The following is a 20,622-nucleotide window of genomic DNA, read 5'->3' as shown; positions in this document are numbered from 1 at the left end:
TTTTAATCCTTCCCTTTTTGCCTGCAGCAGTCTGCCCCTGCTGCCTGTGCCTGTCATCTTATTCTTCCTCATCCCGGAGCTTTCCCAGCTTCTCAAGACCCATGCCTAAGAGCTCTGCCATCCGCCCGAGGCGTCCGGTCAGATAGAGGTAACCCATCAGGGCCTCAAAGCCTGTGGCCATCCGGTAATCCTTCATGGTGGCATGTTTTGCCATGGTTACAGACTTGGCATTTCTTCCCCTGCGGTAGACAGACAGCTCCTCCGGCGTCAGCGCCTCCTCGATGAGCTTGAGAAACTCTGCCTGAGCGCCTGCCTTGACCAGGGAAGCCGTCTCCCTGTGCATCTTGTTTACCTGCCTGTTTCCCTCGTTTACCACAAGTGTCCGGATCGCAAGCTCATAGACTGCATCGCCCAGGTAGGCCAGCACAAGGGGAGAATAGGAGGCGGCATCCGCCTCCTTAAGCCTCAGCGCCTCCTTTAAACAGTCTAAACCCGTTTCCATTTAACGCCCTCTCTGGTATCCTCCAGCACAATTCCCATGTCAAGCAGCTTTCCGCGAATCTCGTCAGCCAGAGCGAAATTCTTTGCCTTTCTGGCCTGCTGGCGCTCCTCAATCATCGCCTCGATCTCGTCATCCAGTACCTCGGCCTTCTTCTCTGTGATAATTCCCAGCACCTCGCAGAGCCTCTCAATGCTTCCCTTTAACTCCTCAAGGTATGCCCTGCTGCTCTCCTCAGAGATTGTGGAGTTGCTCAGCTTAACCATCTCGAAAATAGCTGAGATAGCGTCGGCTGTGTTGAAATCGTCGTCCATGGCTGCCTCGAACTTCTTCACAAGCTCCGCTGCAGTCTCCAGATTTCTTCTCTCCTCCCCGCTCATCTCCTTTTCCGCCGCTTTCGCCAGCAGATCTCTCAGCCTCTCAACACCGGTCAGGATTCTCTCCAGGCCGTTTCTGGACGCCTCCATCAGCTCGGCGCTGAAATTCAGCGGGCTTCTGTAGTGGGCGCTCAGCATGAAGAAGCGCAGAACCTGTAAGTCGTACTGCTCGGAAATCTCTCGCACCGTGCGGAAATTTCCCAGGGACTTTGACATCTTCTTATTATCAATGTTCAGGAATGCATTGTGCATCCAGTATTTTGCGAAAGGTTTTCCATTGGCCGCCTCGCTCTGGGCAATCTCATTCTCGTGGTGTGGGAATACCAGATCCTCACCGCCGGCATGGATATCGATGGAATCCCCCAGATATTTTTTCGACATCACAGAGCACTCAATATGCCAGCCGGGACGTCCCTCGCACCAGGGAGACTCCCAGAACGGCTCTCCGTCCTTTTTCGGCTTCCAGAGAACGAAATCAGTGGGATCCTCCTTATCCTCCTCGCCGGTTACCTTAAGCTCTCTGAAACCAGACTGGAGATCCTCCAGATTCTTGTGTGACAGCTTTCCGTACTCCTTGAAGGACTTCGTGCGGAAATAAACGGTTCCGTCCTTTGCCACATAGGCATGGCCCTTGTCGATCAGCTCCTGTATCATCTCCTCCATGCCGCAGATCTCCTCGGTGGCCTTCGGGTGAACCGTAGCCGGCTTGACATTCATCATCTCCATATCCTTTTTGCACTCGGCAATGTAGCGCTCGGAAATGGTCCGGGCGTCCACGCCCTCCTCGATGGCTTTCCTGATGATCTTGTCATCCACGTCGGTAAAGTTGGATACATAATTTACATCGTAGCCCTTGTATTCAAAATAGCGCCTGACTGTGTCAAATACAATCATCGGCCTTGCATTTCCAATGTGGATAAAGTTGTATACGGTGGGACCGCACACATACATCTTTACCTTTCCTTCCTCTAACGGGACAAACTCCTCCTTCTGTCTGGACAGAGTATTAAAAATTTTCATGGCTTTTCTCCTTACTATTTAATCATGACGTGCCAATGTCTGCAGGTCAGGGGCTTCTGCCTTCCCTGTACTTTTCCTGGACTCCCGCCCCTTTTCCCGCAGCCCTCTTTTACTGAACGCAGCCCCTGCCGGGGCAGCAGCCGCCGCACCCGGGCGACGCCATCATTTCTTTATCATAGCAGTAATTTTCCACTTCCGTCAACAGGGTAATGGCCTGAGCCGAGATCCCCTCTCCGGTTCCTGTAAATCCCAGGCCCTCCTCCGTGGTAGCCTTCACACTCACCTGCCCAGGGCTGATTCCCAGGGCCTCTGCTATATTCTCGGCCATCTTCGGCCTGTATGAGAGCAGCTTAGGCCTCTGGGCAATCACAGTGGCGTCAATGTTTTCTATAATATAGCTGTGCTCTGACAGCAGCCTGCCCACATGCCTCAGAAGCTCTATACTGGATATACCTGCATAAGCCGGATCCGTATCCGGAAAATGCTGGCCGATATCTCCGAGAGCCGCAGCTCCTAAAAGCGCGTCCATCACCGCATGAACCAGCACATCTGCGTCTGAATGGCCCAAAAGGCCTTTCTCATAAGGAATCTTCACTCCTCCCAGAATCAAGTCTCTGCCCTCCACTAATCTGTGGACATCATAGCCCTGTCCGATCCTCATATTCATTTCCTCCAAGCTCTATCTGTCTGTGTCCGTCTTTTCGTTTATTTTAAATCTCTGTACAGCTTACACGATCATCCTGATTTTTCTCTCGATGCACCGGATTTCCAGATCATTCTGATACTGACAGCTTTCTCCGTCGGTGTGAACTGCCATGGGCTGCTCTGTGTGAATCAGCGCTTCCCTGCACTCGTAGGTGCGCACGCCCTTTTTCTTCCGAAAAATGGGCAGGCGGGTCCTCAGAAACAGCAAAAGCAGGCTGAACTTACCCGCCTGGCTGACTGCACACAGCGTCAGCTTTCCGTCCCCCGGCTCTGTCCTGGGCGCAAAATAAAAGCCGCCGCCCTCCGATGGATGAATTTGAGCAGAGATAAAATAGATATGGTTAAATTCCACTTTTCTCGTCCCATCGAGAAGCAGGTAGCCCTTTGACGGCCTTGCCTTTAATAACTGCCACAGCCCAGCTGTCAGATAACCTCTGTGGGGTAAGGGAAAATGCCTTCTCAAAAAACCTGATTTTTCATATAAAAGGCTGTGGCATATAGCCGCATCCAGGCCAATTCCCGCGCTCACCATGAAGCGTCTGTGCCGAAGCGTCTCCTCTCCGTAAGTCACAAGCCCATAATCCAGATATCTGTAATTTCTCGGATGCAGAATCCTCCTGAGGCTTCTCGCAGGGCTTTTCGGAAGCCTCAGGCTTCTGGCCAGGTCATTGCCCCGCCCCGCCGGAATATAGCCAAAGGTCAGCGCGCCTGCGAAATTAATCCCGTCCAGTACCTCTCCAAACGTCCCGTCGCCTCCGACAACCACGATCGTCAGCTCTTCCTTCCTGCCTCTCGTCAGGTCGTCAGCGATTTCCGACGCCTGACCGGGACGCTCTGTCAGAAACGCTCTGTACTCAGTCCCTTCACGCTTTAGCTGCTGTTCTATTTTTTTCCATATCTTCAAACCATACCCATGCCTGGATTGGGGATTTACGATAAAATAATACATGACAGCCTCCGTTTATCTCCTTGGTAGAAAGGCCCGTAAAGCTCTTTCTGATTATTATAGCATACTTCCCGGAAAATACTAAGAAAATTTCTATTAAAAAATCTAAAATAAAGTATTGACAATCCCTGGAAAGTATATTATACTGTCTAAGCAGTCGCGAGTGAGCGGCAAAGCGATGGGGTCTTAGCTCAGCTGGGAGAGCATCTGCCTTACAAGCAGAGGGTCATAGGTTCGAGCCCTATAGGCCCCATTGAAATTCTATAAATATGGCGGAATAGCTCAGTTGGCTAGAGCATACGGTTCATACCCGTAGTGTCGAGAGTTCGAATCTCCCTTCCGCTACTCTGTATTTAAGACTTCTGGTTACTCAGAAGTCTTTTTCATTTTTCAATATCTTTTTTCATTCCCTTTTTCTTCTGTCTTTTCCTTTCCTTCTGCCTTCCCTTTTCCTGTCCCTCTGCTCCTGCTCTCCTATGCCCGGTTCCGGCCTTTCTCTGTCTCTGAACCGATTTTCATACTCTCCGCATAGGATACCTGCCGCATATGATAATCGCCGTATATGCTCCTCTCCGCATCTGGCAAACTGGATGTTTCTCCCTGAATCGTCATGATTTTCCTGAATATAAAAATTTTATTGCCAAAATATGCAATTTTCTGTTGACAGACGCCAAAAAACGTGGTATCTTATTAGAGCATTAGGCAAACACGGCGGAATAGCTCAGTTGGCTAGAGCATACGGTTCATACCCGTAGTGTCGAGAGTTCGAATCTCCCTTCCGCTACTTCTATTTGAGGCTTCTGGTTTTCAGAAGCCTTTTACTTTTTCTGCTCCGATTTTCTCCTGCTGCCGGGGCAGGATCTCCTCCCACGAATGACTTTCAGCCGAAATTCCGGAACGTATTCTGGTATTTATTTTCTCAATTTCGAATAACTTCTAAAGAATCTTCAGGAATTCCAAAGCCCAACTTACGTTTTTATTAACCTTTTCAAAATCCCCTTGAAGCCCCTGGCGGAATGTGCTATAATCTCCAAAAGTTGTTACAAAATTGTTAATACGGCTGGAAGCCTGCAAAGAGATATCTGGCAGCTTCCGCTTTATTTCTCATTTTCTGCGTAGATGGAGCGTATAAAATGAATACATTAAAAAATTTGATCAAAAAGTATGGTCACGCATGGATACTGCTTTATTTCGCCATTTATCTTCCATGGTTTATCTATCTGGAAAAGCATGTGACGACCCGATATCACGTGATGCACAGCTCACTGGATGACCTGATACCCTTCAATGAATATTTTGTCATCCCCTACTTCTTCTGGTTCGCCTACATTGCCCTGGCAGTGGTGTGGTTTTTCTTTACTAACCGGGAGGACTATTACAGACTCTGCATCTTCCTCTTTACCGGAATGACTTTAAGCCTTCTGGTCTGTACTCTGTTTCCCAACGGAACCGATTTCAGGCCGGCTGTTGATCCCGACAAAAATATTTTTACAAGGCTTGTTTCCTATTTATATGCGGCGGACACCTGCACCAACGTGTTTCCCAGCATCCACGTTTACAATTCCCTGGCCGTACATATCGGCATTGTCAGAAGCGAACAGTTTAAAAACTGCCGCCTTATGCACTGGATATCGGGAATTATTATGGTTTCCATCTGTATGTCCACAGTATTCTTAAAACAGCATTCCGTCATCGATGTGGCGGGAGCCATGCTGCTGTGTGCTGCCGTGTATCCTCTTGTCTATGCACCGGGGGCTTCACGGGCCGGCGAAAAGGATCAGGAGAGCGTACTGATCCGGTAGCCGGATAGACGTTCCGAAAGAACATCTTAATCTTTTATGCAGAAAGCCGCCGCTTCCCTGCCGGAAGCGGCGGCTTTCTGACTTTCTCTCACATCTGTCCTATTCCCATATGCAGCACAGGCTAATTAAATCCATAAAATTTCTGGCTGATCTTATAGCAGGCGATGGAAACTTTTCTGCCGCCCTTTCCCGGAAGGTTGACGCCCTGGCCCAAAAATCCCCATCTCAGCCGAAGGAAAAGAGCGAAATTCTGTTTTTTCAGATACTGCCACAGCTCCTTTTTCTTCGCCAGATTTTCTTCTGTTTCCGAGCGGATAGCCAGAATGGATGACACGGTCATCATAATTTCCAGATAGCGGATCATATATCGGCGCAGCTTTTTATTGGAAATTTTCATCACATCGTAGTAGCCCAGCATCAGCTTTGTGACTCGGATCTGCTGGTCAATGCGCCCGATCATCACCGCTTCATTGACCGACTGATCCTCTCTCCCTATATAGTAGCGGTAAAAGTTCACATCCAGGTAATACATGGACTTCACATGCGGCAGCGGCTGATACACAAAGATGTTGTCCACATAGAAGGTATGCTTTGGCAGCTCCAGGCCGCATTCCCGAAGGAGCTCTGTCCTGTATACTACAGAGTGCATCAGAATATACTGTCCCAGCATAAACATGCGCACTCCTCTCCAGTCGATCAGCTCGCCTTTTGGGATGGCCGTCCTGTAATTCATGACCTTTTTGCGCTTTGCTCCCTGCTTTTCATAGACAAAGTTGGTGAGGAGCATATCCAGCCTCTGGTTTTCGTGAGCAAAGCGGCGAAGAGTATCCAGCACTTCTCTGTAGGCCTCCCCGTTCACCCAGTCATCGCTGTCCACCACCTTGAAAAAAATGCCTGCAGCATTGCGAAGCCCGGCATTTACCGCCTCTCCATGGCCGCCATTTTCCTGATGGATGGCCCGGCAGATGCCTGGATACTCCCGCTCATACCGGTCGGCAATCTCCGCCGTGTTGTCCTTCTCAGAGCCGTCATCTACTATGAGAATCTCCACTTCGTCCCCGCCGGGAAGCAGGGACCTGATGCATCTGTCCATATAGGCGGCAGAATTATAGCACGGTATCGCAATCGTCAGAAGTTTCAAAGGTTTATCCTCCTTTTTTATGCATTCTCCATTTCACGGGCTACTGAATCCTCGCAGTCCCGCATAGCCAGAATCGTGCGCTCAAACAGTATATCCAAATCCCAGCCAAGCTGTTCCGCTCCCTCCCGTATAATATCCCTGGAACAGCCTGCGGCAAATCGTTTATCCTTAAATTTCTTCTTCAGGCTGGAAGTTTCCATGTCCTTGGCACTTTTGGAAGGTCTCATCTTTGCCGCCGCCCAGATAAGGCCTGTCAGCTCATCAGCAGCAAAGAGCACTTTCTCCATCTCATGCTCCGGCTTAGTATCCACCCGGTGCCCATATCCGTGGGAGACTACCCCGTGGATCAGCTCCTCTGATGCTCCGGCCTCCCTCAAAAGCTCCGGCGCCTTGATGCAGTGCTCCTCTGGATACTCCTCAAAGTCAATATCATGGAGAAGGCCCACAAGCCCCCAGAATTCCTCGTCTGCACCGTAGCCAAGCTCTCTGGCGTACCAGCGCATCACTCCCTCAACTGTCAGTCCGTGCAGAACATGAAACGGCTCTTTGTTATGTTTTTTCAAAAATTCCAGCGCCTGCTCCCTGCTTAATCCTGCGTCCATTTTCATCTTCCTCCCTGTCCTTCGCCCGTTTTCCGGCCTTCATTCGGCGGCCGGTTTTTCCGTATGCGGCCGCCCTGCATACAGCTATCTTTAGTTATATCAAAATATTCCCTTAAAATAAAGCTGTTTTGCATATTTTAAATCAAAAGAAAGAAATTCGTAACAGTTTGCAGCCAGGATCAGAAAGAAAAAATCTGTCTGACGCATTGTCTCAGACAGTAGAGATAGCTGATGCGCTCCACATTGTCCCTGGTACAGATGGGATAGCTTTTTAAAAGCTCCCCTTCTATATAGTAATCCGCGCTTCCAACCGGAGTCCCGGCCGCCACAGGCGCCTCAAGCTCTGAAGGGTACCGGTAGCGGATGTCAGCCTCCTCCCCCTCGCGCATCAGCACCCGGAGCGTCTGCTCCTCCTTCGGCACTGCCAGAACCAGACCTGTCTTTTCTGCAACGCCGTCTTTTACAGCCGCGTCCGGAAACGTTTTCCCTGACTCAAAGACTTCTCTCCATCCGTACTCCCTGAGCGCGTAGGAAGAGAGCGTTTTCATATCCGACCACTTGTAAGTTTTGTGGGGCGGCCATCCGCAGCCCAGAAGGGAAACCACAAAAGTTCTGCCTTCGTCCTGCACGGCTCCCACATAGCAGTAGCCCGCCGCCCCTGTAAAGCCTGTTTTTCCCGTCAGGGCCTCCGGCATCATGGTCAGAAAGGCATTGTGGTTTGCGCAGTAGAAAGAGCGCTTTCCCTCCCTGTCCGCAAAGGAGTGAGATGCCGTTCTAGTCAGCTCAATAAATTCTTCCCGCTTCGGGGACTGAGTGATGCAGTAACTCATGATGCGGGCCAGGTCCTCCGCTGTAGTTGAGTGAGGCGTCTGCTGGGGGCCGCCTGCCCCGTCCAGCCCGTTTGGAGTGACAAACCAGGTGTCAGTACACCCGATGTCCCTGGCCTTCTGGTTCATAAGGACGGCAAACTCCTCCACTGAGCCGGCGATATGCTCTGCCACCGCAACTGCCGTGTCATTGTGCGATTCCAGCATCAGGGAGTACAGCAGATCCTTCAGATAATACTGCTCCCCCTCGCGAATATTCAGCTGCACATCGGGCATGGAAGCTGCATAGGAGGAGACAGTCACCAGATCCTCCGGGCTCCCCTCCTCCAGGGCCAGTATACAGGTCATAATCTTCGTTGTGCTGGCCATGGGCCGCTTCGTTTTTCCATCCTTCTCATACAAAATACGCCCCGTACCGGCGTCCATCAGGACAGCCGACTGGGCGTACAGCTTAAAATCCTCTTCGGGCTTAGCCTGGGCAGGCAAAGTCTCGTCCAATATTCCTGAAAGGCTCTGGCTGGCTGGTTCCGCAGAAAATGACGCCCTCTCTGAGGACACTGTCTCCGGGGAAGCCAGAGCAGAGCCGCCGGCCGTCTCTGACTTTCCGTCCTGGCCTGCCGGAAGCAATGTTACCGAAACAGCTAGGAAAATCCCGCCAAGCATACCGAGGAAACCCTGTTCTGCCTTCCGGCCGAAGGCTTTCACCCTGACTTTTCCTTGCCTTCCTCCTGCATTACTTTCCTTTTCTTTCCGTCCTTTGAGCACTTTCCTCTGCTCTTCCCTATTTTTTTTCTCTGGTTTTGTTCCGCCCTTCCTCAGGCGCCCCCTTTCCCCTTCTCTGCGTCTCACCTGGGCTGCCCCCTGCTTCCATTTTACCAAACTATATGCTGTCTGGTGTTTCAATATTCTGACGGGCCGGGGGAAGAAACCGGCTTCCCCGGCCTTTCAATTTCAGCTGCGCTCTTATCCTGAGCAGGAGTGCCAGGCAGCCTAAAATCTTCCGGGAAAGAGCATGACCGGAAGCTCTGCAAAGAGATGGGGGGCTGCCGCCAGGAGGAGAAGAACCAGCACAGAAGACAGAAAATACGGAAGTGTTCCCCTGAAGCCCTCCTCCATGGACAGGCCTCCGATTCCCGACGCTATCAGAAGACAGGGGCCATAGGGGGGAGTCACAAGGCCCAGGGACAGCGTGATGACAACCGCAAGCCCCAGAGCCAAAACCGGTATTCCCAGAGCAGCGGATGCAGGCTGCAGAATGGGAACCAGCAGGATCATGGCAGGGGAGGCATCCACAAACATTCCCACTATCAGCAGCAGAATTTCCACTGCCAGAAGGAAGAAGAACGCTCCTCCCTCCATCCCTGAAAACACTTCCAGCACCTGCCCGTCCAGATTGTAGTATGCCACCAGCTTTCCGAGGGAGCCGGCGGTGGCGAAGGCGAACAGAGGAAGCGCCGCTGCCTTCATGGTATCTACAAAAATTCCCGGCAGCCTTGAAGGCTTTATCTCCCCGTAAAAGAAAATCCCTGTCACCAGGCTGTAAAGACAGGCAAACATAGCGGCCTCCGTAACCGTAAACCAGCCTGAAACAATTCCTCCTATCAGGATGACGGGAGTTAAAAGAGCCGGAAGCGATTCCATAACCAGATGCTTTACCGTCTCCCCCTCCGCCCTCTCACCGGAGGGAAACTGTTTTTTTCTGTTCAGAATCCATACAGCAGCCATCATAAAGAGGCCAAACAGGATTCCCGGCAGCAGGCCGCAGAGAAAGAGCTCTGCTGTGTCCACATGCACCAGTGTGGAAAAGACCACCATCGATACACTGGGCGGAATCACAGAGCCGATTGTCGAGGAGGCGGCTGTGACGCCCACCGCCGTTTTTCTGTCGTATCCCTGACGTATCATGGAGGGAATCATGTTCTTTCCCACGCTGACTGTGTCCTCCTGGGAGGATCCCGTCACTCCGGCAAAGATCATGGAGACCAGAATATTTACATAGGCGAGTCCTCCCCTCCTGTGACCCAGAAGGGCTGTTCCCACATCAATCAGACGATCTGTCGCCTTCCCCTCATTCATCAGGTTGGCAGCCAGAATAAAGAGCGGCACGGCTAACAGCAGAGGATCGCAGAGGCTTTCAATCATACCCGCAAAAATCTCTGCACCTGGAATATCGGTCAGCAAAATGGCTCCTGCAATGGACACCGCGCCCACAGCGAAGGATACCGGAACGCCTAAAACCAGAAGGATGACCAGGCTTATCCCTATTATCAGCATTTTTCTCCTTCCTCCTTTACCGGTTCTTCTGAATCTGCATCCCTTTTTTCTGCCCAATCCTCCCACAGATGAAACAGCAGATACAGGACAGATGTCATTCCGCAAAACGGCAGGCAGAGCCATAAAAAGCCGCGGCTCAGCCCGTACGTCTCCCCGCCTGCCAGAAGTCTTCCCGCAAGACGGCAGCCGTAATAGACAGCCATCAGGGAAAACGCCAGCTTTACCAGACTGTCAAACAGCACAATCAGCTGCTTGGCTCTTCTGTTTTTAATCCCCTCTGCCAGAGCTTCAAATGCAAAATGGCGTTTTTCATACACCAGAGCTCCGGATTCAAGAAAGATCCCCCACACAAATACATACATGGCCATCTCACCCGCCCAGGCCGGTTCATGTTCTCCAATATACTTTGTCCCAAGCCTGAGGGCGAGAAGCGCGAGGGCTGCCGCCAGGCAGATTCCCCCGGCCGCTGCCTGGAAATCTGCTATTTTCTTCACCCTCTGTTTAAGCCGCTGTTTCGCATCCCTTTCCATACCCTTCTTCCCTCTCCATTCTCTGTCGCTTTTTCTTTATGATCCGTTTCTTTTTTCGATTATCCCATGGAAGCTTTGGCTTGTCAATTCCCGTTTGTCCATGGTACAATCATTCCCATGAAACAGACATTTACCTACCATATTACAAGACAGGACGCCGGAAAAAGCGTGGAGCATTATCTGCGCTGCCGCGGCTTCTCCCGCCGCCTCCTTATCCGTCTCAGGAAAACAGAAAACGGGCTGTGCCTGGGAGCAGACGGCGAGCTTCCTGTCTATACCACGAAACTTCTGACCGAGGGAGATCTGCTGACGGTCCGCCTGCCTGATGACGCCCCCTCTGAACACATCGTACCCGTCCGCCAGAACTTTGACATTATCTATGAGGACAGGGATCTGATGGTCATCGACAAGCCTGCCGGAATGCCGGTCCATCCTTCCCAGGGAAACTTTTACAACACGCTGGCAAACGGGATTGCCTGGTACTTCAGCGAGAGAGGAGAACCGTTTACCTTCCGGGCTGTCAACCGGCTGGACCGGGACACAACCGGGCTTCTGATCATCGCCAAACATGGACTGTGCGCCGCTCTCCTATCCGAAATGGTCGCCAGAAAAGAGGTCAGACGGCAGTATCTGGCCATCGCTTCGGGAAAAACTGACGAAGAGGGAACCATCTGCGCTCCCATCGCCAGAACCGACGGCTCCACAATCGAAAGATGCGTTGACGAAACGAGAGGAGAATACGCCTGCACCCATTACAGAAGACTGGTCTACTCTTCAGAAAATGACTGCTCCCTTCTCCTTCTGACTCTGGATACCGGCCGCACTCACCAGATTCGGGTGCATATGAAGCACATCGGGCATCCCCTCCTTGGTGATTTCCTCTACAATCCCGACTACCGCCTGTTCAGGCGCCAGTCACTCCACTCCTTCCTCCTGTCCTTTACCCACCCTCTGACAGGAGAAAGCCTGAATTTTTCTGCTCCCCTTCCGCCGGATTTTTGCTCTGCCCTGGGCGGCAAAGTTTCCATCTGCGAAAACCTGGCAGCGTTTCCTGCAGAATAAAAATGAGAGCCACGGGCCCGCCCACTCCGGCATGTCCATGGCTCTCTTATTTTTCTTCTTTCGCGTCCTGTCTATTCTATGGTTATTTTATGGCCTCTTCATATTCCTTCTGACAAGTTCGGCGTATTTCCTTCTGAGGGCATCTTTCTTGTGCTTCAGCTGTCCGCAAAGCTCTCCTCCGATTGACAGGTTTGCGCCAAAAGGATCTACGACAAAGCCCATCATCTCCGGATTCCAGCCCACGACAGAACAGAGATCGTCGAAGGTCAGAACTGCTGTCTCTCCCTTGTATTCCTTATTCCAGCGCAGAAGCTGATCCGGGGAGGTGAAAGCCGGAAAATACTTCTGTCCCTTGGCATTGGAGAAAGCAGTAAAGCGCATCTTTCTTCCCTGACCGGAACCGACTCTTCTGGATTCATCCTCTGTCAGCTCTGCAGTAACTGCCGGAACCAGGAACTTTCCTGTCATGACAACTTCCTCCATCACCGCGTTCAGATTTTCACGGGAAGGATTCTTTTCCCACTTCTCAAGAGCCCCAATGAGCTTCTCATTCACGCGCTTTTTCTCCGGCTCCTTCTTTGCCGCCTTCTTGGCCGTGCTCTTCTCAGCCGGTTTTTCCGCTGTCTTCTTAGCTGTGGTTTTCTTTTCAGCCGTCTTTCTTGTGGCTGTCTTTTTCTCGGCCGTCTTCTTTTCAGAAGTCTTTTTTGCCGCTGTCTTTTTCGCAGCTGTCTTCTCCGCAGCCTCTGTGTTCTCTGCGCCGCCGTTTGTCTTATTTATATCGCTCAAACTATTTCCTCCTTAACTGGTAAAGCTCTCTCCAAGGCTTCAGATAAGCCATTACGTATCAGTTTAATATGTATTATCCCAAAAGTCAAATATTTTATTGCATTTTTACAGTATTTGCAAGGCTTTTGCCCGCCTTACGCCTCTGTCTGCTTCCATGGTTTTTATTCCTCATACCCCTGGATGCGGAGCCCTTTGGGATAATGATTTTTCAGAATTCCGCCTGACAGCTTGGCCCAGCCGATGCTGTAGCCGCTTTTTCCGTTTCCCGTGCTCATGAGAATCCACCCCTTCTTTCTCTCCGGAGGAATTCTGACAGCCCCGGCCTCCTTTTCTGAAATTGCAGAAAGGGAAAGGGCCTCCCCTCTCAGGTAGGCTCCCATGGCGGGGCTTTCGGGGAAAAGGCGGCAGAAACCTGCTGCGTCCTCCTCCCTCATCCACAGAGCAAGGGCATGAGAGGGTTCAAAACGGTTCTTTTTTAAGGTTCCCAGATGGAGGCCCGGCCTCAGCACCCGAAGCCCGTCAAAGGAAGGAAGCTCCGGCGGCAGAAGATAAAGCTGATCCCCAAAGAGCATAAATTCCCTTCTCCTTTCGGAGCTCAGGAGCTCTCCCTGCCCCGTATTTCCGGCAGAAAGATTTTCCCTCAGAAAGTCCTCCCAGTCCTTAAAAAGTCTTTTGTCCTTTACATACACGGGAAATCTTCTCTTTCTTTCCCTCTCATCCCGTCCCTCTTTTTCCAGAATCGCAATGAAATGTCCCTCTCCCCCTGTCCGGTGAGGCCAGATTCGGACAGCGCAGGAGAGCTCTTCCCGGCCCTCCAGGGTCCACCCGGGTACTCCGTCTGACATTCCCGGATACTTTTTCACCTTTTTTATTTTAAACTCCGGATGGGCTTTTAAAAATGCCTCCACCGCCTGCTCGTCCTCCTCAGGAGAAAAGGTGCAGGTGGAGTAAGCCATAGTTCCCCCCGGCTTCAGCATTGCCGACGCGTTTTCCAGAATCTCTGCCTGGCGCTGGGCGCACAGCCTTACCTTGTCGGGACTCCACTCAGCCCTGGCTCCCTCGTCCTTTCGGAACATTCCTTCTCCGGAGCACGGGGCGTCCACCACAATCTTGTCAAAATACTCGGGAAAGGCAGCGGACAGTCTCGCAGAATCCTCGTTGAATACAGCCCCATTGGCTATCCCCATGCGCTCTGCGTTCTGGGAGAGAATCCTGGCCCTGGCCGGGTGAATCTCATTGCTCAGAAGAAAACCTTTTCCCTGGAGTCTCGATGCAATATGGCTTGTCTTTCCCCCCGGCGCTGCGCACAGATCGAGCACCCGATCTCCCGGCTTCGGATCCAGCAGAGAAACCACCGCCATGGCGCTTGGCTCCTGAATGTAGTACACCCCTGCCTCATGGTAGGGATGGCGGCCTGGCCTGTCCTTTGCTCCGTAATAGTATCCTTCCTCCGCCCAGGGAATCGGTTTCAGAGAAAATTCTGTTTCTTCCCTGAACCTCTCTCTGTCTGTTTTCAGAAGGTTCAGCCTCAGGCCCTGCTCTCTCTCCCTGTCGTAGCTTTCCAGAAACGCCTCATATTCCTCTCCCAGAAGGTTTTTCATTTTTTTTCTAAATACCTGCGGAAGCTCCATCTTCGTTCCTCTCTTTTCCTGTTTTGTTTTGTCTGTTTCTTTTCCGGCATCTTTTTTATTTCCATACTGCAGACTGAGCTTTTCCTGCCGCTGTCCAACTCAAAGTTTCTGTAAATCTAAAAAGCGGGAGTCCTGTGCTGTTTTTTGGAATTTCAGCGGATTTCATGCAAAAATACCTGGCAGTTCCAGTATGGACAAACTGATACCCGGGAAATACTAATCGCTGTCAGGAGGGCTATATATGGCATTTGATTTTATCGGATATTTTGCTGTCCCCTTTCTCACCGTTGCTCTGAGCCGGGAAACAGCCCTGTTTTCCACTAATTTTTCTTCCATCCGCACCGCAAACCACAGGCAGGGAGAATTTCTCGTCTGGAGCTTTTTTCTCCTCATCTACCTGCTCTTCTGCTTCCTGCCATTTTTTTACAGAAGAAGCCTTCCGCGCCGCAGAAAATGGGACGGTATGCTGCTTCTTTTCCTGGGCTGCGGCCTCCTTCTCCTGACGTCGGTATTTACCCCCTACCTGCCGAGAGAAGAACCTTTTCTCTCCCAGATTCACGTATACGCTTCCGTCTGGTCAGCTGTCAGTTTCTTTTTCTTTCTTGTACTGGCCGTCCTTCCAGTTTATTTCCACCGCCAAAAGGAGGGACGGGTGCTGTTCTGCCTTCTTACAGCAGCTGCCGCCTTCTGCGCTTCCTCCTACCTGATTACAGGGATTGTAAACAGCGCCATGGAAATTGTGTACACTCTGACCTGCTGTACCGTGGCCAACAGGCTCCACCTGTTTTTCTCCGCTCCTTCACCCAAACGGCTCTGAACAGGAATGTCCTGCCCCTCATAAGTGCGATCCCCGCGGAGCGTTTTTATATAACAGGGGACGAAGTTTCCTGTTATATAAAGAAAGCGGCGCCCTCACGGCCTGCTCAGCCATCAGAAAGCGCCACTTCTGAATGTTGTCTCTTCTGTACCCCTGAGAACGCAGGATGCACATTTCTGCCTCAAACTTGCTTTTCAGAGGGACTTATAACTGAATCCTGTACGCTTCAGAGCCTATGCCGTTTACTGCGTAGTATGCGGCATTCTCCTCCGGCTTTACATAGATATCGATCGTCTCAATTTCTTCCTCTTTGTGTCCTGCTGCCACAAATGCCTTCTTGGCCTCTGCAGCGAGAGCATCGGTGGAGATTTCCTTGCCAAGATACTGAACAAATACGCGGGACTTAGCCTCCTTCTTCGGCTCAGCCTTCTTTGCCGCTTCCTTCTTTGGAGCTGCTGTCTTTCTGGCTGCCGTCTTCTTCGCCGGAGCCTTAGCCTCCGCCTGAGATCCTGCTGCCTCTGCCTTCACTTCCACCTCAGCTGCAGGCTCCATTGCCTTCACTTCCTTCGCGGCTGTAGTCTTTGCTGCAGTTTTCTTTCTAGGTGCTGCCATTTTTCCTATCCTCCTATAACAACTTCCTGATTATTCTGCCTTATGAAAATCCTATGATGCCTTAATTGAAAGGAATTATAAGCCTATTTTTCCGTTTTGTCAACTAAACGCGAAAATTGCCTCACTCTTTCCTCTGTATTTTCAATCATTCAGTCGCACAAAATACAGCTTCTCCAAAACTGCCGGAAGCCAAGGAAAAGGACAGCACCTTCCCCTTCACTCTTAGTTGTTTGTACCCCATCTGAAATCAGGAATGACATCGCTCCACTTGGAAATTCCGATAACAGACTTCAGGTATTCCGTCTCCTCTACCGCCTTATTTGTATCAATTACCCTGAAGATCGGGTAAATCCTCTTCCTGTCAAAGCCCGCAATCACCTGGGAACTGGGATTTACCGTCCACAGGCCGAAAGCCATGCTCTGCTGCGCTTCATAGGGATTATCCACCTGGCGGCTCAGGATAAAGGAATCGATGTACGGATTGCTGTCAACAAGGAAGTAGGCATAGGCAAAGGCCGCAGCCTGCTCCTTCTCCACATTTCCTCTGGAAGGACTCTGGGAAGTGAATCCCTGCTCTGACAGGATAATGTGGCGCACCTGTCCCTGACTGTTTAAAAGCTCCGGGCGGGTAAAGTAATCTGTCAGCACATGCAGGTTTTTAAAGTTGACTACCGGCGAATCCACACTGTCTGTCACCCTTGCATCCTCCAGCCAGAATTCCGGTTCCTGAAGGTTCAGCGGGTATGGGTGGTAAGCCAGATTCCAGTCAATCTGTCCGCCCTTCTTGATCTGATTGTTAAAGCAGTCGATGAGATCCCTGGCTCCGTAGCTGGTATCGCCGTTTGGCTGAACCCAGTTGTAATCCGTGGAAAAATAAACTCTGGCGTTTGCATTCTCGCTTCGGATGGAGGTATACATGACACGGAACATCCTCTCGTAGATCTCCACATACTGTTCCAGAGGCATGGGGCCTGTGTAATTCCAGATCGCCTGGTTGTTAATCTCATTTCCGATAATCCAGTTTGACACCTGGCCGTAGTTCGGATTGCTTCCATTGTACCGCTCAGCAAAGAAGGCCATTACGGCACGGCAGGTCTCAAATCCCTCCAGCGTGGCAGTGTTGAACATATAGTACTGGGAAGTTCCTGTCTCCTTCACTCCCGGATAGAGAAGCTCGGGATTCGCTGTGTTCCATCCGTTTAAGATAATGCCTGTAATGATGATTCCCTTATTGGAAAACATCCTGATTGTCTTATCGTACTCCTCCACACGGCTCTTGTTAAAATGATATGTCTTTCCATTGTAAGTATATGTCATGGACCCGTTGGGATCCAGAAATTCCCGGACTGATATATTGACAGCCGTGTGCTTCACTCCCAGAGACATGGCGTCATCCAGCATGGAAAGCTCGATATTAAGCCCCTTCTTCGTCTGTGCCTCGGGAAACGGCTCCTGATAGTCGGCCGTCACTTCCGGGTTTGTCACATAGGCCTCGTTGCTGACCGCCTCATAGACTCCTCCCTTATTCACCGCAACCACATATCTTGCAAACAGCGGATCTTCATCCTGAATTTTGTCGAAGGGAAGGGTGAAGGTAAAGCTGTCTGTCTTTCCAGACGAAGCCACATAATCTGTCCTTCCCCCTATGGAGCCTTCATAGGGCATCAGGTCGAACAGATAATAGTTTCCATCGTCCGTCACCCCGTCTTCCGTGTGCTGGGCCGTTCCTGTAATCCGGATCTCGCCTCCATTCACCGTGCAGGATGAAATATTGGCTGTATCTGAAGCAAAAGCCGTCCCCGCAAAGGCGAGGGCCATGGCCCCTGCAGAAAGAATTGTCTTTAACCATCTCAATTTTCTCATATCTTCCTCCTGTCTTTACGCTGTCATTCCTTCAGGTCTTATAAAACTGAGCTTATCATTCTCTGTGTCTGTCTCTCAGATATTCCCCCATTTTCCATTTGATCCCTATTATAACACAGAGTTTTGCTATTTCCAGCTAACAATATTTACAATTCTCTTACAATTCAATGGACTGCAGGCCGCAAAAAAAGAAAAACGGCACCCTGCCGGTGAACTGCCGCAGAGAGGGCAGATCACTGGCAGGCGTGCCGTCACACTTTACTGAAACACCACTCCATACACGCTGATCAGACCTGAGATGGTAACAATTCCCACTAATACCGGAGTCAGGAAACGGATGCACAGAATCCACAGCCGTTTCAGTCTGAACACGTTTCCTCCTTTCTCCATTTCCTCCACCAGATACTCAGGCTTCCATTTCCATCCGATGTAATAGCACATGGTAATTCCGCCGCACGGCAGCAGAATATTGTCAGTAAGCATTCCCACAAAGTCAAAGACGCTGTAATTGGCAATCGTCAAATCCCCCAGCACTCCGTAGGACAGGGCACTCGGAATACCTGTCAGAAACACCAGGGTTCCCAGAATGAGCGTAGCCTTTTTCCGCTCCCATCCCAGGGTATCAATGGCAAAAGAAATCACCACCTCCAGAAGAGCGATGGCGCTTGTCACTGCCGCGAAAAAGACCAGGATAAAAAAGGCCAGCGCAAACACCGCGCCTCCGGCAATGCTTGAGAATACCTTTGGAAGTGTTCCAAAAATAAGTCCCGGTCCCTGTCCCGGCTCCAGTCCAAAGGAAAATACAGCCGGAAAGATGGCAAGCCCCGCCAGAACTGCTACTGCCGTGTCAAGCCCCGCCACGCTGGCGCAGCTTTTGGGGATACTCTCCTGATCACTGAGGTAGCTTCCATATGTAATTGTGATCCCCATGCAGAGGCTCAGGGAGTAGAACACCTGCCCCACAGCAGCGCTGACAGAGGTGATGCTGAAGGAGGAACCTGCCGGGGAAAAGATAAATTTAAGCCCTTCCCCCGCGTTTGGAAGCGTCACACTTCTGGCAATGATGATGAGCAGCAGTACAAAGAGCATGGGCATCATAAATTTCGAAGCCTTCTCAATTCCTCTGATTCCGAAAAAACAGATCGCCGTTGTGGCCACCATGAAGATCAGATGCCAGACTACCGGCTCCGTACCGTTCGCAATAAAGCCATTGAAATCAGCCGGAGCATGGAGCGTAGTGGCATAGCTTACAATATACTTTAAAATCCATCCTCCGATGACACTGTAGTAGGAAAGAATAATAAAGGCGGCCAGTATGCCGAACACTCCCACAATTCTGGCGTGGGGATGAATGTCTGCGTAGGCCTGCACCGGATCATGACGCGTCTTTCTGCCCAGGGACATCTCTGTAATCATGACAGGCACTCCCAGCACACACACAAAGATAAGATAGGCAATCAGGAAGGGAAAACCGCCGTTTCTGCCCATCAGATAGGGAAACTTCCAGAGGTTCCCAAGCCCGACTGCCGCTCCCGCCGTGGCCATGATAAATCCCAGCTTGCTGGCCCACTGATTATAAGCTTTCATACCTTTTCCCCCTATTTTCTCTTTTTGATAAAAATGAATATAAGTCCGCTGATTCCCATCAGAATCGGATAATAGCAGTACGGGATAATATCAAACGGAGTAAGACCTGTCAGGCTGGCTGCAGCGAGAAGCTGGGCACCATAGGGAATCAGTCCCTGTCCCATGGAGCTGAACATATCAAGCAGGGAGGCCGAACGCCTGGGTGTCACTCCAAAGTCATCGCTTATTTCCTTGGCAATGGGGCCTGCCATGACAATCGCCACCGTATTGTTGGCCGTGCACATATCGACCAGAAGAGACAGGGCCGCAATTCCCAGCTCTCCGCCCTTTTCATCGCTGATCCGCTTCCTGATAAAAGAAAGTACGAAATCAATTCCCCCGTACTCCCTGACCAGAGCTACAATGCAGGCCACCACGAGGGAAATCACTGTAATATCATACATGCCTGTGACTCCCTCGCCTACAAAGGTGAACATCTCGGCAATTCCAAAAGCCCCTGCAGCCACTCCCACTATCAGAGAAAGCACCGTTCCCACTAAAAGGATAATAAAAACATTGACTCCCGCCAGGGCTCCGATCAGCACCACGAGATAAGGAAGCACCTTAAAAATATTGTAGGGCAGAGGCTCATCCATCTGGAAATCGGCATCCTGGGCAATAACGAGAAAAATAATCACCGTCAGAATTGCCGCCGGGAGGACAATCAGAAAATTCTCCCTGAATTTGTCCTTCATCTCACATCCCTGCGTCTTCACTGCCGCAATCGTCGTGTCGGAGATCATGGACAGATTGTCTCCAAACATGGCTCCGCCCACCACTGCCCCTGCGCAGACAGCCATGGAAAAGCCTGTTTTTTCGCTGATCTCCACCGCGATGGGGGCAAGAGTTGTGATCGTGCCCACCGAGGTACCCATGGAAATGGAAATAAAGCATCCGATGACAAACAGTCCGGCCACCGCCACATTGGACGGCAGAATGGACAGTCCTAAGTTTACCGTGCTTTCTGCACCTCCGGCAGCCTTGACAGCGCCTGAGAAAGCTCCCGCTGCCAGGAAAATCAGGCACATGGTGATAATATTTTCCTCTCCTACGCCCTTCGCGGCCAGCTTCATCTTGTCAGCAAACGACAGACTGCGGTTCTGGATAAATGCCACGAACAGAGCAATAAGAAAGGCTACGATAGCCGGCATACTGTAGAAATCCCCTGTCAGCAGGCCGGAACCTAGAAAAATCAGCAGAAATACAAGAATGGGAAGCAGCGCAGAGGCTCTTCCGTTTTTCTGCTCTTCCATAATTAAATTCCCCCTATCTTTCAGGCAGATGAAGGGTGTGGATGCCATCCGGCGAGCATCCTCACCGCCTGGCATCCACACCCTTCATCTGCCTGGCATTTAGTTACAACCGATTATAGCCCATTTTTTCACCTCTTTCAAGGGAAACCGTCGTTTTTTGCGCTTTATGTGAGAAAGCCTTTTCAAAATCTGTGAAAAGCTGACAGGCACAGGCCATATAATAGAGTATAAAATCTAAGAGAGGTATGC

Annotated in this window: 18 protein-coding genes and 3 tRNA genes; 6 read left to right on the top strand and 15 right to left on the bottom strand. The window is 50.9% G+C overall.

Annotation, left to right across the window (positions count from 1 at the left end):
• Positions 1 to 58: 58 nt before the first annotated feature.
• The 4 genes from DW757_RS02100 to DW757_RS02085 all read right to left on the bottom strand — a co-directional run bounded on the left by DW757_RS02100 (position 59) and on the right by DW757_RS02085 (position 3,550).
• A complete protein-coding gene (locus DW757_RS02100; RefSeq protein ID WP_008394917.1) occupies positions 59 to 502 on the bottom strand; it encodes a ribonuclease III domain-containing protein in 444 nt (147 codons plus the stop codon).
• The gene (gene cysS, locus DW757_RS02095) at positions 487 to 1,896 is read right to left on the bottom strand and encodes a cysteine--tRNA ligase (protein WP_118750845.1); all 1,410 of its coding nucleotides are present in this window, start codon (positions 1,894 to 1,896) and stop codon (positions 487 to 489) included. The genes DW757_RS02100 and cysS overlap by 16 nt, the downstream gene beginning before the upstream one ends.
• Before the next feature lie 109 nt (positions 1,897 to 2,005).
• Positions 2,006 to 2,557, bottom strand: coding sequence for a 2-C-methyl-D-erythritol 2,4-cyclodiphosphate synthase (ispF, locus tag DW757_RS02090; RefSeq protein WP_015573678.1), 552 nt, complete (start codon positions 2,555 to 2,557; stop codon positions 2,006 to 2,008).
• A gap of 66 nt (positions 2,558 to 2,623) precedes the next feature.
• Positions 2,624 to 3,550, bottom strand: coding sequence for a diacylglycerol kinase family protein (locus DW757_RS02085; protein WP_118750844.1), 927 nt, complete (start codon positions 3,548 to 3,550; stop codon positions 2,624 to 2,626).
• A gap of 177 nt (positions 3,551 to 3,727) precedes the next feature.
• Between DW757_RS02085 and DW757_RS02080 the strand changes: the two genes are divergently transcribed.
• The 4 genes from DW757_RS02080 to DW757_RS02065 all read left to right on the top strand — a co-directional run bounded on the left by DW757_RS02080 (position 3,728) and on the right by DW757_RS02065 (position 5,349).
• Positions 3,728 to 3,800: transfer RNA gene (locus DW757_RS02080), tRNA-Val, on the top strand.
• An 18-nt stretch (positions 3,801 to 3,818) separates the two neighbouring features.
• Positions 3,819 to 3,892, top strand: a tRNA-Met gene (locus tag DW757_RS02075).
• A 365-nt stretch (positions 3,893 to 4,257) separates the two neighbouring features.
• Positions 4,258 to 4,331 (top strand) — tRNA-Met (locus DW757_RS02070).
• A 349-nt stretch (positions 4,332 to 4,680) separates the two neighbouring features.
• Positions 4,681 to 5,349: a phosphatase PAP2 family protein gene (locus tag DW757_RS02065; protein WP_008394912.1), complete on the top strand. Its 669-nt coding sequence runs from the start codon at positions 4,681 to 4,683 to the stop codon at positions 5,347 to 5,349.
• A gap of 121 nt (positions 5,350 to 5,470) precedes the next feature.
• On the opposite strand, the gene DW757_RS02060 is transcribed toward DW757_RS02065, so the two are convergent.
• The 5 genes from DW757_RS02060 to DW757_RS02040 form a co-directional block, all read right to left on the bottom strand.
• A complete protein-coding gene (locus tag DW757_RS02060; RefSeq protein ID WP_044930314.1) occupies positions 5,471 to 6,490 on the bottom strand; it encodes a glycosyltransferase family A protein in 1,020 nt (339 codons plus the stop codon).
• 17 nt (positions 6,491 to 6,507) lie between these two features.
• Entirely contained in the window at positions 6,508 to 7,092 is a 585-nt protein-coding gene (locus tag DW757_RS02055; protein WP_015573677.1) for a domain HDIG, read from the bottom strand.
• A gap of 179 nt (positions 7,093 to 7,271) precedes the next feature.
• Complete coding sequence (locus tag DW757_RS02050) at positions 7,272 to 8,624, bottom strand: D-alanyl-D-alanine carboxypeptidase family protein (RefSeq protein WP_243033299.1); 1,353 nt, start codon at positions 8,622 to 8,624, stop codon at positions 7,272 to 7,274.
• A gap of 285 nt (positions 8,625 to 8,909) precedes the next feature.
• Positions 8,910 to 10,193, bottom strand: coding sequence for a TRAP transporter large permease (locus tag DW757_RS02045; RefSeq protein ID WP_118750842.1), 1,284 nt, complete (start codon positions 10,191 to 10,193; stop codon positions 8,910 to 8,912).
• Complete coding sequence (locus DW757_RS02040; protein WP_008394907.1) at positions 10,187 to 10,723, bottom strand: TRAP transporter small permease subunit; 537 nt, start codon at positions 10,721 to 10,723, stop codon at positions 10,187 to 10,189. The genes DW757_RS02045 and DW757_RS02040 overlap by 7 nt, the downstream gene beginning before the upstream one ends.
• 117 nt (positions 10,724 to 10,840) lie before the next feature.
• Between DW757_RS02040 and DW757_RS02035 the strand changes: the two genes are divergently transcribed.
• The gene (locus tag DW757_RS02035) at positions 10,841 to 11,785 is read left to right on the top strand and encodes an RluA family pseudouridine synthase (RefSeq protein WP_118750841.1); all 945 of its coding nucleotides are present in this window, start codon (positions 10,841 to 10,843) and stop codon (positions 11,783 to 11,785) included.
• Between the two features lie 87 nt (positions 11,786 to 11,872).
• Here DW757_RS02035 and DW757_RS02030 read toward each other — a convergent pair whose 3' ends face one another.
• Positions 11,873 to 12,571, bottom strand: a complete 699-nt coding sequence (locus DW757_RS02030; protein ID WP_118750840.1) for an SseB family protein — start codon at positions 12,569 to 12,571, stop codon at positions 11,873 to 11,875.
• A 161-nt stretch (positions 12,572 to 12,732) separates the two neighbouring features.
• Entirely contained in the window at positions 12,733 to 14,202 is a 1,470-nt protein-coding gene (locus DW757_RS02025) for an RsmB/NOP family class I SAM-dependent RNA methyltransferase (protein ID WP_118750839.1), read from the bottom strand.
• 241 nt (positions 14,203 to 14,443) lie between these two features.
• On the opposite strand from DW757_RS02025, the gene DW757_RS02015 reads away from it, so the two are divergent.
• Complete coding sequence (locus DW757_RS02015; protein ID WP_015573672.1) at positions 14,444 to 15,019, top strand: hypothetical protein; 576 nt, start codon at positions 14,444 to 14,446, stop codon at positions 15,017 to 15,019.
• A 204-nt stretch (positions 15,020 to 15,223) separates the two neighbouring features.
• Here the strand turns inward: DW757_RS02015 and DW757_RS02010 are convergent, their stop codons facing one another.
• From DW757_RS02010 to DW757_RS01995, 4 genes are all read right to left on the bottom strand, one after another.
• Positions 15,224 to 15,631 carry a DUF6465 family protein gene (locus DW757_RS02010; protein ID WP_008394900.1) on the bottom strand — a complete coding sequence of 136 codons (408 nt, stop codon included), beginning with the start codon at positions 15,629 to 15,631 and terminating at the stop codon, positions 15,224 to 15,226.
• Between the two features lie 222 nt (positions 15,632 to 15,853).
• Complete coding sequence (locus tag DW757_RS02005; protein WP_118750838.1) at positions 15,854 to 17,494, bottom strand: DUF5722 domain-containing protein; 1,641 nt, start codon at positions 17,492 to 17,494, stop codon at positions 15,854 to 15,856.
• A gap of 258 nt (positions 17,495 to 17,752) precedes the next feature.
• Positions 17,753 to 19,081 carry a sodium-dependent transporter gene (locus DW757_RS02000; protein WP_008394897.1) on the bottom strand — a complete coding sequence of 443 codons (1,329 nt, stop codon included), beginning with the start codon at positions 19,079 to 19,081 and terminating at the stop codon, positions 17,753 to 17,755.
• Positions 19,082 to 19,092: 11 nt separating this feature from the next.
• On the bottom strand, positions 19,093 to 20,373 hold the full coding sequence (locus tag DW757_RS01995; RefSeq protein WP_044930309.1) for a Na+/H+ antiporter NhaC family protein: 1,281 nt from the start codon (positions 20,371 to 20,373) through the stop codon (positions 19,093 to 19,095).
• Between the last annotated feature and the right edge of the window lie 249 nt (positions 20,374 to 20,622).

Source organism: Clostridium sp. AM29-11AC (genome assembly GCF_003480545.1).
In the GTDB taxonomy this organism is placed as follows: domain Bacteria; phylum Bacillota; class Clostridia; order Lachnospirales; family Lachnospiraceae; genus Otoolea; species Otoolea saccharolyticum_A.
The sequence above is the reverse complement of the archived record's forward strand: the minus strand, read 5'-3'. Positions and strand labels throughout refer to the sequence as shown.